Source organism: Pusillimonas sp. T2, from assembly GCF_002236805.1.
Lineage (GTDB): Bacteria > Pseudomonadota > Gammaproteobacteria > Burkholderiales > Burkholderiaceae_B > Neopusillimonas.
Genome location: NZ_NIQA01000003.1, coordinates 298,861 through 311,287, shown reverse-complemented (window position 1 = coordinate 311,287; position 12,427 = coordinate 298,861). Strand labels below are relative to the sequence as shown.

General features: G+C 55.7%; 12 protein-coding genes and 1 tRNA gene. 5 read left to right on the top strand and 8 right to left on the bottom strand.

Features of this window, described 5'->3' with window-relative positions; all coding sequences use genetic code 11:
- Nucleotides 1–9: 9 nt before the first annotated feature.
- The 5 genes from PuT2_RS07240 to PuT2_RS07220 form a co-directional block, all read right to left on the bottom strand.
- Nucleotides 10–414 (bottom strand): group II truncated hemoglobin, encoded by a 405-nt coding sequence (locus PuT2_RS07240; RefSeq protein WP_093970349.1) that lies wholly within the window; start codon nucleotides 412–414, stop codon nucleotides 10–12.
- A gap of 73 nt (nucleotides 415–487) precedes the next feature.
- Nucleotides 488–826 carry a hypothetical protein gene (locus tag PuT2_RS07235; RefSeq protein WP_093970348.1) on the bottom strand — a complete coding sequence of 113 codons (339 nt, stop codon included), beginning with the start codon at nucleotides 824–826 and terminating at the stop codon, nucleotides 488–490.
- A 31-nt stretch (nucleotides 827–857) separates the two neighbouring features.
- Nucleotides 858–1,178, bottom strand: coding sequence for a multidrug efflux SMR transporter (locus PuT2_RS07230; RefSeq protein ID WP_093970347.1), 321 nt, complete (start codon nucleotides 1,176–1,178; stop codon nucleotides 858–860).
- Between the two features lie 181 nt (nucleotides 1,179–1,359).
- Entirely contained in the window at nucleotides 1,360–1,569 is a 210-nt protein-coding gene (locus tag PuT2_RS07225; protein WP_093970346.1) for a cold-shock protein, read from the bottom strand.
- Nucleotides 1,570–1,660: 91 nt separating this feature from the next.
- A complete protein-coding gene (locus tag PuT2_RS07220) occupies nucleotides 1,661–2,365 on the bottom strand; it encodes an SDR family oxidoreductase (RefSeq protein WP_093970547.1) in 705 nt (234 codons plus the stop codon).
- 111 nt (nucleotides 2,366–2,476) lie between these two features.
- On the opposite strand from PuT2_RS07220, the gene PuT2_RS07215 reads away from it, so the two are divergent.
- A complete protein-coding gene (locus tag PuT2_RS07215; protein WP_093970345.1) occupies nucleotides 2,477–3,346 on the top strand; it encodes a LysR substrate-binding domain-containing protein in 870 nt (289 codons plus the stop codon).
- On the opposite strand, the gene PuT2_RS07210 is transcribed toward PuT2_RS07215, so the two are convergent.
- The gene (locus tag PuT2_RS07210) at nucleotides 3,347–4,345 is read right to left on the bottom strand and encodes a two-component system response regulator (RefSeq protein WP_093970344.1); all 999 of its coding nucleotides are present in this window, start codon (nucleotides 4,343–4,345) and stop codon (nucleotides 3,347–3,349) included.
- Between the two features lie 2 nt (nucleotides 4,346–4,347).
- The gene (locus tag PuT2_RS07205; protein ID WP_093970546.1) at nucleotides 4,348–7,182 is read right to left on the bottom strand and encodes an MHYT domain-containing protein; all 2,835 of its coding nucleotides are present in this window, start codon (nucleotides 7,180–7,182) and stop codon (nucleotides 4,348–4,350) included.
- A 376-nt stretch (nucleotides 7,183–7,558) separates the two neighbouring features.
- On the opposite strand from PuT2_RS07205, the gene PuT2_RS07200 reads away from it, so the two are divergent.
- Nucleotides 7,559–8,473, top strand: a complete 915-nt coding sequence (locus tag PuT2_RS07200; protein WP_093970343.1) for a pirin family protein — start codon at nucleotides 7,559–7,561, stop codon at nucleotides 8,471–8,473.
- 39 nt (nucleotides 8,474–8,512) lie between these two features.
- Nucleotides 8,513–8,803, top strand: coding sequence for a hypothetical protein (locus PuT2_RS07195; protein WP_093970342.1), 291 nt, complete (start codon nucleotides 8,513–8,515; stop codon nucleotides 8,801–8,803).
- A gap of 139 nt (nucleotides 8,804–8,942) precedes the next feature.
- Here PuT2_RS07195 and PuT2_RS07190 read toward each other — a convergent pair.
- Nucleotides 8,943–9,027 (bottom strand) — tRNA-Leu (locus PuT2_RS07190).
- Nucleotides 9,028–9,180: 153 nt separating this feature from the next.
- Here PuT2_RS07190 and rnr point away from each other — a divergent pair.
- Both rnr and rlmB read left to right on the top strand, forming a co-directional pair.
- A complete protein-coding gene (gene rnr, locus PuT2_RS07185; RefSeq protein ID WP_371596507.1) occupies nucleotides 9,181–11,634 on the top strand; it encodes a ribonuclease R in 2,454 nt (817 codons plus the stop codon).
- Between the two features lie 31 nt (nucleotides 11,635–11,665).
- Entirely contained in the window at nucleotides 11,666–12,412 is a 747-nt protein-coding gene (gene rlmB / locus PuT2_RS07180) for a 23S rRNA (guanosine(2251)-2'-O)-methyltransferase RlmB (protein ID WP_093970341.1), read from the top strand.
- Nucleotides 12,413–12,427: the final 15 nt, after the last annotated feature.

Genomic DNA, 12,427 nt, shown 5'->3' with positions numbered 1-12,427 from the left:
CACTTGTTATTACTCGGGCCGGTTGCGCATCCAGTCTGCCGTACTCATGAAGGCGTTTTTCAGTGATTCACTAAGCGTTTCGGGTATGCCGACGTCTTTCATGGCCTGAGCCATACATGCGACCCATTGGTCGCGCTCGATAATGCCGATAGAAAACGGTAAATGGCGGGCGCGCAGCATGGGGTGGCCGACTTTTTCCATGTAGTACGCTGGGCCGCCCAGCCACCCGCATAAAAACCAGAACAAGCGCTCACGTGCTTGAGCCAGCTCGGGTCCGTGCGCGGCGCGAAGCGCCAGGTAGGCCGGGTCCAGTTCCATCAGGTCGTAAAAGCGTTCGACCAGTTCTTTTACTTTGTCTTCACCACCTAATTGGTCGTAGGGGCTGATTTGTGTCGGTGCTGTATCTGAGGACATAAAGAGATTAAGAGGGGCTTATGTACTGGTGAGGGCTTTGGCCAAATACACACTTACTTAAGCCCCGAGCGAGTTAGTGGGTTGTTGTACCCTGGCTGCGGTCAAGTAATTTTTTAAGTGCTTGTTTGAGGCCCGGCGAGAACAGCGGTACCCATTGGGGTGCGGATTCTCCGGTGCTGACCGATTTTATCTCGATAGATTGGCCAGTGAAGGCCGTCGTTTTTCGGGCGTTGTTCTCGTAAGCCTTAAGTAATTTATTGGCTGTTGCTTGCGCCTGAAACATACGTGTTTCAGGCGCGCCCGATGTTTGCATGTAATGATCGAGCACGCGCTGAATATCATCGATAAACAAGGCCAGGGCGTGGTCCCCAATACAGTCGGGGCGCTCATAGCCCCACGATGGTGTGTTCATAAGGTTCAGAAAAACGCCTTTTCAAGGCAGGTTAGTCGGCCGAAGAAAGCTTCATGAGTACGATGCCGCTGACGATGAGTATAGCGGCGAGAATTCGTGTGGCGCTGAGCTGTTCTCCCAGCATAACAATACCCAGGACAAATGCGCCTATGGCGCCGATGCCTGTCCAGATAGTGTAGGCCGTACCCAGCGGCAGGGTACGCATAGATAGCGCCAATAACGAAAAACTGGCGAGCATCATTACCAGAGTGACCACAGATGGCAGTAACCTGGTGAACCCGTTTGAAAGCTTCATTGAGTAAGCCCAGACGACTTCAAAAATACCCGCAACAATCAACAGACCCCAAGCCATGGCGGCTCCTTAAGTGTCGGGTCGTCCCGGTATAAGTGCCCGTAATGGGTGAGGTCGTCCTCGTCTTTCATTATAGCGGCTTGCTTGCCATGCAAATAAAAAGCCGGCCCGATTGTTTCAATGGGGCCGGCTTGGGTCCTGCATAATTACCGCAATGCGCCCGTTAAGACGCGGGGGGTAATTAGAGAATCTGGATGTTCGACGCTTGAGGACCTTTTTGGCCCTGCGTTGCAACGAAAGACACGCGCTGGTTCTCTTCGAGCGATTTGTGTCCTGAACCTTGAATTTCGCTGTAGTGAGCGAAGAGGTCCTTGCCACCGGATTCAGGCATGATGAAGCCGAACCCTTTCTCGTTGTTGAACCATTTCACGATACCGATTTCTGTAGTCAATTGAATTTCCTAGTTAAAAGGGAAAAGTATCCCCTCGAACACTGTGGACTGTATAAGGATATAAAGCCACTTAAGTTACTTTTGGTTTCAATTAAACTGAGCGCGAGATGCCGCCGTCGACGCGGATATTTTGGCCGGTAATGTAGCCTGCGCCGTCTGAAAGCAGGAAGGCAATGGTGGCCGCAATTTCTTCAGCCTTGCCATAGCGCTGCATGGGTACGCTGGTTCGTCGCGCATCAGTTGTGGGCAGACTGTCGATCCAGCCGGGCAGTACGTTGTTCATACGCACATTCTTGGCGGCATAGGTGTCGGCAAAAATCTTGGTGAAACTGGCCAACCCGGCCCTAAAGACGGTTGATGTCGGGAACATGTCAGCAGGTTCAAAAGCCCAGGCTGTAGAAATATTGACAATGGCGCCGCCGCCTTGTGCGGCCATGATTGGGGCGACGAGCCTTGCAGGCCTGACCGCACTCAAAAAGTAAACGTCCATGCCGCTGTGCCAGTCGTTATCGGAGATATCAAGAATGGGCCCGCGTGGGCCATGCCCTGCAGAGTTGACCAGAGCGTCGATGCGTCCCCAGCGCGCCATGGCTTGGTCGACGACGCGTTGTACATCATCATTGTTTTGGTTTGAGCCAGTTACGCCGATGCCGCCGAGCTCTTGTGCCAGCGCCTCGCCCTTGCCCGACGACGACAAGATCGCTACCCGGTAGCCGTCTTGCGCCAGCTTGCGGGCAGCCGCAGCGCCCATACCAGATCCACCGGCTGTAATTACTGCTACTTTTTCTACAGACATTTTGTTCTCCATCAGTATGTTTTTACCTTTTAATTATGGGTGTAATGACGTTAATTTGCGCGCGAAGAATAAACGCAATAAAGTGTAGAAAAACTACTCCCAGAGACTGTTATGCAATCACGTCGAAAGTTGCCTCCGCTGAATGCGCTGAGGGCCTTTGAGGTATCGGGTCGGCGACTCAGCTTTCGTGCGGCTGCCGACGAGCTCGGCGTCACACAGGGCGCGGTGGCGCAGCAGGTACGGGGCCTCGAGGCGCATTTGGGTGTTGTGCTGTTTCGGCGCTTGCCTCGGGGGTTGGCGCTGACGCCGTCAGGGGCAGGCTATCTGGCCGAGGTCACGCGGGCGTTCGACACGTTGGCCGAATCAACCCAGCAGTTGCAGGCCAGGCCCGACACGGTCACTATCAGTGTTACGCCTACCGTGGCTACCAAATTGCTTATTCCGCGTTTGGCTGAACTGAATGCGGCCCTGCCTGGTATTGATTTGCGTACGCTGGCGACAGAGTCATTGTCAGATTTCGACCGCGATCAAGTTGATTTGGCGGTGCGTTTGACGAGGCCACCATTTGCGCCCGACCTTGAGGCCAGGTTGCTCTTCCGGCAATCGCTGGTGGCAGTGGCCAGCCCGCATCTGGCAACAGGGTTGCGGTTGCCGCTTGAGTCTGCTCGCTTGCGGTCGTTGCCTTTGTTGCACGACGCACATAATCATTGGCCGAAATTTCTTGGCGTCTCAGAAAAGTTACCGGGCCTGGTGTTTAACCAGACCGCACTCGCGCTGGATGCTGCGATGGCGGGGCAAGGGGTGGCGTTGGCCTGCAGGGCTTTTGTCGCCGCCGATCTGGCGGCGGGCCGCTTGTTGCAAATGACCGACGTCACCAAAACCGTGGCGCCCGATTTTTACCTGGTACGCAAGCGCGATATGCATGTAAACAGTGCCGCTAGCGCTGTATGGGATTGGTGTGCCACACATCTAAGCCAATAGTCAGGCCGTATCTGCCCATCTCTGTCGTATAGCCAGAATTTCCGGCAAATTCCTGATAAAGACTTCGACCACCGTCGGGTCGAAGTGTTGACCGCTTTGTTGGCGCATAAAGTCCAGGGCATCGTCGACTGACCACGCGTGTTTGTATGGTCTTTCGCTGGTCAGCGCATCGAAAACGTCGGCGACCGCAACAATGCGCGCGGCCACCGGGATATCTTCACCCTTGAGGCCGTCAGGATAGCCGGTGCCGTCCCAGCGTTCGTGATGACTGCGCGCAATGGTAGCGGCCAGATTAAGCAGACCCGAAGGGTGTTGGCCCAAGATTTCGGCACCAATGATGGTGTGCTGCTTCATGACGGCCCATTCGTCGTCCGACAGTTTTCCGGGTTTGGTCAGGATGGCATCGGGGATGCCGATTTTGCCAACGTCGTGCATGGGTGCGGCGTGCAGCAACTCGTCGGCCTCTTTATCGGGAAAGCCCATGGCTTTTGCAAGCGTGCGTGCATATTGGCTCATCCGGACAACATGCATGCCCGTTTCGTTGTCTTTATATTCGGCAGCACGCCCCAGGCATTGCACGATTTGCAGGCGAGTCGTCATTAGCTCTTGAGCCTGCACCAAAGAAAGGTGGGTGCGAACCCGGGCGCGCACCACCGACGGGTTAAACGGCTTGCTGATGTAGTCGACGGCGCCGATGTCCAGGCCGTTTTGTTCGTTTTCGGCATCGGCCAGTGCCGTTACGAAAATGACGGGTATGTTTGTTGTCCGGGGGTCTTGTTTAAGTGTTGTGCATACTTCATAGCCCGTTATTCCGGGCATCATGACGTCAAGCAGCACAAGGTCGGGGCGGTCGGCGTGCACGCGATCAAGGGCGGCTTTCCCGTCGCGGGCAAATAAAAGCCTGTAATCGGCTTGTAGGGTGTGACGCAAAACCTGCAAGTTGGCCGGTTCGTCGTCAACCAGAAGCAGGGTGGGGCGTTGGTCTTGGCTGTCTTGCATACTTATGTTTCCGCTATGTTCTTGTCGTCGAGGGACGATGCGCCAAGGTGTCTTTGGATAATTTCGGTGGCTTGTGTAAATTCGAAGGCGTTCATGGCATCTCGCAATGCGCCGGCATCGTCGCGGGCACCGCGCTGCTCAAGGTGGGAGCAGACCAAGCCTAGCAGGGCGTCGTCGAACTCGCAGCGCATTGCGACACCGTGCAAGCGCATGAGGGCTTGTTGCATGTCTTTTGACGATGCAGCGAGGTTGGTGTGGTTGTCGGCTTGCTCGGGGGCTTTGGGCAATTGGGACCGTAGCTGTTCAAGCGCACTGTGGACCTCAGAAAAGCGTTGTCGAACAACGGCATGCTGTTGCTGAACTATCAGGTCTTCGAGTTGGCCGTACAGGGTCGACAATGCGGGCAGCGCCAGATTAGCGGCAACACCCCTCAGGCGGTGCAGATGGAACCGTAGTGCATCCCAGTCTGCGTTTTCAGGTATTTCTTGAGGCAGCGGTTCGGTTTGAGTCAGATTGCGCACAAAGTTGTGAAGGGCGAGCTCATAGTCTGCTTGCGTACCCCACAGCTTTATACCGGCTTGGGTATCAATAACAGCTTTTGTGGTCGGTTTTTGCAATGTGGCGCTGGCGACGTCGTGCGCTGGTTTGGTGCCGAGCACACGCGCTATTTCGGTAAACAAGCGGGGCGGGTCGAGCGGCTTTAGTGCGAAACCGTCCATGCCGGCTTTGGCGGCTGCTTCTCGGTCGTCGGCCATTACACTTGCCGTCAGGGCGATGATGGGTGTCCTGGTTTGCCCGGTTTCGCGCTCGTGCTGACGAATCAGGCGGGTGGCCTGAAGACCATCGGCGCCAGGCATGTGCACATCCATTAACACGATGTCGAAGCTGTTGCTTCGGTATTGCTCGACGGCGTCGTTGCCGTCGACGGCCCGACGCGTACTATGTCCCGCATTTTCTAGGACCAGACCGAGCAACTGGAGGTTTTGCGGGACATCGTCTGCAATCAGGATATGCAGTTTAGGCAGCGTTGGGGCGGGGCGCGGTTCGTCGGCCAAATGGGGTGCCTGCCCTACCGGCAGGGGAAGCGTGACGTGAAATGTACTTCCCTTGCCTAGTTCGCTTTCGACGCTGATGGTACCGTTCATCAGCTCGACCAGTTGCCGCGAAATAGCTGTCCCTAGGCCTGTGCCGCCAAAGCGGCGGCTTATGGATGCATCGGCCTGCGTGAATGGCTGGAAGAGCCGTCCAACCTGTTCTGGCGTCATGCCGATACCTGTATCGCTGACTGTGATGTGGATTTGCCCCGCCGCTGAGGAGAACGCGATATCGACTCGGCCCGTTTCAGTGAATTTGATGGCGTTACCGACAAGATTGGTCAGGATTTGAAGTACGCGTAATGGGTCGCCGCGATAGTACTCCGGCATGTCATCTTGGATTTGCGTGTGCAGCGCAAGCTTCTTGGCGGTAGCACTCAGTCGTAAAGATGATTCGATCTGCATTGCCAGCGCTCTGAGCGAAAAGTCGGTGTGCTCCAGCTCCAGACGGCCCTTTTCCATTTTGGTTGTGTCCAGAATGTCGTTAAGCAGTCTTAACAGCGAGCGTGAGGAGTCGCGTACCGTATTGAGGTGGCTGCGTTGTATCGCGTCGAGCCTGGTTTGCAGCAATAAATCGGTGAAGCCAATAATGGCGTTCATGGGCGTGCGGATTTCGTGGCTCATGGTGGCCAGAAACGTGCTTTTTGCCGCAGCGGCTTGTTCGGCGCGCTGCGCCGCTTCGCGTAGCGAAGACTCAAGCGTGTGGCGATCGCTGATGTCGGTGACAAAGCCTACAAACAGCAACTGGCCGGGCAGGTCGACGCGACCGACGGCCAGGCGCAACGGTACATGAGAGCCGTCACGACGCAGCCCCACGACTTCGCGCCCTACACCGATAACCTTGGCCTGTCCGGTAGATTGATAGTTGTGCAGATAGCCATCGTGAGCCGACTGATAAGGCTCGGGCATCAGCATTTTGATGTTGCTGCCAATGACTTCGTCTGCACGCCAGCCAAACAGGCGCTCGGCCGAGTGGTTGAAGTCGTGAATAATCCCTTTGCTGTCGATGGTGATAATGCCGTCAACGGCGGTGTCGAGCGTGGCTTGTAGACGGGAGCTGCCTTCTTGTATGCGACGGTTCAGATCGTATGCGCGAATGAGTCCGTTGACGGCTACGACCATGACCGTTACGGTAATGGTAAATGACGATAAGGCCAACGACGCATAGGTCGTATTGAGCAGGATACCGCCCTGGGTGGGCATTGGGTCGCCAATGAACCGCACGGCCACCATACCGGTAAAGTGCATGGCTGCAATGGCTAGGCCCATGACCAAGCCGCTAATTATCAGGCGCGGTGTGCGGCCAAGCGAAGTGCGTCGCAAACCATACCTGACCCATAACGCCAGCATGGCCATACCGACCGCCACCACAATCGATAGCCCGAACATGGCCGGGTCGTAACGCATTTGTAATGGCGTTTGCATGGCTGCCATACCGGTGTAGTGCATGGCGCCTATGCCTGCACCGACCAGTACGCCGCCAGCAATCAGTCGCGAGCGCGAAACGTACGACTGGCTCAGCAAGTGCAGCGCCCACCACGACGCAAGCAGGGCAGGTACGACAGAAAGCAACGTAATGGTGGTGTCGTAGCGCACCGGCGCAGGCAATTCGAAAGCAAGCATGCCAATGAAGTGCATGGTCCAGATGCCGCCACCCAGCGCGATGGCACCTGCGCCAAGGCCGATATGCCGATACAGCCGGCTTTGTGTGCTGGCCGCCATGCTGGCGGTTTGTAGCGCCATGGTGGCTGAAAAGACTGAAACAACGACGGCGAGTAGCACCAGGCCGATATCGTGTGAACCGTGTACGAAGGCCTGATGTGGGGTATTGGGGTCGAGAAAAAAGATGAGTTGCTCCGGTGAACTGGGGAAGCTCGTACTTAATGCGTTTGGGTTATCGATGTCTTGTCGACATTAGGTGCAGCATATTTTAAGCCGATGAACGATTTGCCTTCCGACGAGCCCAGCGGGGGCAGTTAGGCGCTTCTTTGCGTTATGTGTCATTTGCCTCAGCGATGACATATTGCTGCAAAATAGCCGTTCAGTTAAGTTTGATGAAAAAAATGGCCAGAACGGGCTTTGGATCTTCTGGTGTTAGGGGCAATTAAAGGGGAGGCGTATGAATATCGAAACCAACAGAGACGAGCACGATGACGAGAGTTCGGCCGGTTGTGATGCGGTCGAATTGGTCGTACCGTCTCGCGATAAAGACCTGGGTGGCTTTTCTGTGCGACGTGTATTGCCCACGGCCAAGCGCAAAATGGTTGGCCCATGGATCTTTTTCGATCATATGGGGCCGGTCAGGTTTCCGGCGGGGCAGGGCATTAATGTCAGGCCGCATCCGCATATCAATCTTGCGACAGTCACTTATCTATTCGAGGGTGAAATTCTCCATCGCGACTCAGTGGGCAGCGTACAGCTTATTCGGCCCGGCGACATCAACTTGATGGTGGCCGGCCGGGGTATTGTGCATTCAGAACGAGAGCGGCCAGAGGTGACAGCGGTCGCGCACAATCTTCATGGTCTGCAGTTATGGCTGGCCCTACCCGAGGCCGATGAAGAGATAAACCCTGCGTTTTATCATTATCCGGCTGCAGATATCCCTTCGGTTACTGTCGAAGGTGTGTTGCTGCGGGTCATGATGGGTGAGGCTTACGGGGTGACGTCGCCGGTCAAAACTTTTGCCCAGACGCTTTACGTCGAGGCGCATATGCAAGCAGGTCAAGCGCTCGTTTTACCCCAGGCTCAAGAGCGTGCTGTGTATGTGGCGCAAGGCGGTCTGAAGGCCGGGGACACGCATATTGCTGAACATGCCATGGCTGTGTTTTCGGCAGAGCCCGGCATTGTGTTGACGGCACTCGCCGAGTCGCGCATCGCCATTATTGGTGGCCAAACCATGTCCGCTCGTTTCATCGACTGGAATTTTGTGTCCAGCCGCAAAGATCGTATTGCACAGGCCAGGGCCGACTGGAAAGAACAACGCTTTGCCGCGATTCCCGGCGACGATCTCGAGTTCATCCCGTTGCCCGAATGAATTACCATCGGACTTTTGCCAAAAACCGAAGGAAGTGACATGGAAAAGGAAGTAGAGCGTTTCGCAGGTAAGGTCAGTGACATCAATGCCGTGCTTGAGGGGCTTCAGGCGGCCAACCAGGTCACGCTCGATGCCCTGGTTTTAGCGATGCTGTCCATCAACCCGCAAATTATCGGCCCCATGCGCGGCCTTATTGCCAAAATGGAGCGCGAAGTGTTGGGTAGCGTTTCTGATGCCGGCGAGCTTGCGACGATTAGCTACAGTAATCGCATTGCCGATGTTTATGGGCTGATAGACCGCGCCGAAAAAGCGGCCTTGGAAAGCACTTAAGTAAATATGCTGGCTGGTTAGCCGTTTAATTTAGGCGGCAACTGTGCCAGTTGGGCGTTTCTTCGCGATGCGAAGGGCACGCCCGAAAACAAAAAACCCAGCTAAACAAAAATGCTTAGCTGGGTATTCTGTAAAGCGGTGGTGCCCAGAAGAGGACTCGAACCTCCACACCTTGCGGCACATGGACCTGAACCATGCGCGTCTACCAATTCCGCCATCTGGGCTTAACAGTTGTATGCTAACGTACTTGGGTTCGTTACTGCAAGCTAGGAGCTGTTAACCTTACGGTGTGCAGCGCTTTGCGGTACCAAGTGGTTAGTTGTCATCAACCAAGACCAAAATTATATCTCAAAAATTTTAAAAAGGGAAATTTTCCTTTGAGTAAACGAAAAAAAATCGAAAGTCCGGATACTGTCGTCACCCCCACAGGGGTGGGCGATGCGCCTGAGCTGCCGCCGGATTTTGATCCCGAAGTACCTAGCCGTGAAGAAATTCTTAAGTATTTACGAGGGGTTGCGAAACCCGTTGGTCTAGACGACCTGGCGCGAGGGATGGGGGTGCAGGTCCCGGTATCTACGGGTTTTGACCGGCGCATTCGCGCCATGGAGCGTGATGGACAGGTGCTGTACAACGCCCGTGGAAAGTTGTTGGTAAACAACGAAATGGATTTTATTGCCGGGCGAGTGCAGGGGCATCGCGATGGCTTTGGCTTTTTATTACGCGACGACGGCGGCCCAGACTTGTTCCTGTCGCCGCGCGAAATGCTGAAAGTGTTGCATGGCGACCGCGTTTTGGCCAAAACCGATGGCGAATTTCGCGGCCGCCCGCAGGCCAGCATTGTCGAGGTTGTCGAACGCCGCACCAACCGTTTGGTGGGCCGCTTTTTGTACGAACGTGGGGCGCATATTGTTGTGCCCGAAGACCAGCGCATTAAACACGACGTGCTGATACCGCCGGGCGAAACCGATGGCGCCGAGTCGGGTCAGGTGGTTACGGTAGAAATCATCCAGCAACCTACGCGACACAGCCAGCCTTTGGGGCGCATTGTCGAGGTGCTTGGCGAAATCGACGACCCGGGCATGGAAATTGAAATTGCCGTGCGCAAGTTCGATGTGCCACACGAATTTTCCGATGCGACCCTGAAGCGGGCAGGTAATTTGCCCGCGACCGTACAGCGCAACGAACTCAAAGGTCGCGTCGATTTGCGCGATGTGCCGTTTATTACCATCGATGGCGAAGACGCTCGCGACTTTGATGACGCGGTGTATTGCGAGCCTGTCGACCTGGGTACCGAAAAACGTCGCAAGCCGGGCTGGCGTTTGTTGGTGGCTATTGCTGATGTCAGTCATTATGTGCGCCCGGGCGATGCGCTCGACGACGACGCGCTCGAACGGGGGACCAGCGTTTATTTCCCGCGGCGCGTAATACCCATGCTGCCCGAGTCGCTCTCTAATGGCATTTGTTCGCTTAACCCGCATGTAGATCGCCTGGTGCTGGTTTGCGATATGGTCATTGTGGCCAGCGGGGCCAAAGCCGGTACGGTATCGGCGTATCAGTTTTACGATGCCGTTATTCACTCGCATGCCCGCACCACTTACACCAATATCTGGGAATCATTGCAGCAGCCGTCGGGGCCGGCTGCACAAGCGTTAGGTGACATTTACCCTCATGTGCGCCATTTGTATGATCTTTATCATTTGCTGTCCGATTCGCGGGTCAAGCGTGGGGCCATCGACTTTGACACGGTCGAGACCAAGATCATTTGCAACCCGCTGGGCCGCATCGAAAAAATTGTGGCCTACGAGCGCAACGATGCGCACAAATTGATTGAAGAATGCATGCTGGCGGCTAATACCTGCGCGGCTGATTTCATCAAGCGTAATAAGCGTATTGGGCTGTACCGTGTTCACGAGGGCCCCACGCCCGAAAAACTTCAGGCCTTGCGCGATTATCTACGCAACATCGGCTTGGCGCTTGACGGGGGCAGCGACCCTTCAACCAATGATTACGCGCGGTTGCTGGTTGCCGCGCGGGGGCGCCCCGACTACGAAGTTATTCAGACCATGTGTTTGCGTTCGATGCAGCAGGCCATATACAGCCCCGAAGAGTCCGGGCACTTTGGCCTGGCCTACGAGCATTACGCACACTTTACGTCGCCGATTCGCCGCTACCCCGACCTGCTGACGCACCGGGTCATCAAGTCGATCATGCAGGGCAAGCGTTATGTTCCCGACCTTGACGATGTGGCCGCAGCGGTTTCGTTGCCGCAAAAAGATCGCGAACACGGTATCTGGGAAAAACTCGGTGTTTTGTTGTCAGCGCGCGAACGTCGGGCCGATGAGGCCTCTCGCGATGTCGAAGCATGGCTAAAATGCTGGTTTGTCAAAGAACATGTTGGCGAAGTTTTCAGCGGTCGTATTACCGGTGTGGCGACTTTTGGGGTGTTCATCACGCTCGACACTTTGTTTGTCGAGGGTTTGGTGCATGTTTCTGAGTTAGGGTCCGACTACTTCCAGTACAACGAGGCCATGCACGAGTTGCGAGGAGAGCGTACCGGTATCCGGTATCGTCTGACCGACGCAGTGCAGGTGCAGGTGGCGCGGGTCGATCTCGAAGCGCGACGCATTGAGTTTCGTCTGGTTAAAGGCACAACGTTCAAAGAGCTGCAGAAAGCGGCCGAACCACGTACCGAAGCCCGGCGTGCCAAAAAGGCAGCACCGGCAAAGCCTGTCGAGTTGCGCGGTACAACGTCCCGCCAGCGCCGCGACGCCGCTAAACGAAATGCGCGTAAAGCGGCTGCCCCGGCCAAAAAAACCGGTCGCCGACGCTGACATGTTCTGAGTCGCTAACTCAAGGAATACTATGGCGTCCCATCAGGTTTTGGCGGGTTTTCACGCAGTCGTGGCGCGGTTGCGCCACGCGCCCGCCACCATCAAAGAAATCTACATCGAGGCGTCTCGGCGCGACAAGCGCATGCAGTCATTTATCGATCAGGTGCAAGCTGCAAAAATAAAGCTGGTGTCTGTGCCTGCCGAGCGTCTTGATGGCCTGGCCAAAGGTACGCGGCATCAGGGTGTTGTGGCGCTAGCCGAAGACAACCCGTTGGCCGTCGATATCGACGAAGTACTCGACATTCTTGAAGACCGCGGAGAAACGCCGTTGTTTCTGGTGCTCGATGGGGTGACCGACCCGCATAACCTGGGGGCGTGTCTGCGTACAGCCGATGCGGCAGGAGTTCATGCCGTCATTGCACCCAAAGATCGCGCGGTCGGGCTCAATGCAACGGTACAGCGGGTGGCTTGTGGCGGTGCAGAAACGGTGCCGTACTTGATGGTGACTAACCTTGCTCGTACGCTTCGGCAATTGAAAGATCGCGATATCTGGGTTGTGGGTACCGATGATCAGGCCAGCAGTAATTTATATGCTGTCGATGCGCGTCGCCCCATGGCCTGGGTCATGGGTGCCGAAGGCGAGGGTATGCGCCGCCTGACCCGCGAAACCTGCGACGAACTGGTCACCATACCGATGGCCGGTTCGGTAGAAAGCCTTAACGTCAGTGTGGCCAGCGCGGTCTGCCTTTACGAAACCGTACGCCAGCGCACTGCATAATTTTTTATTTTTTAG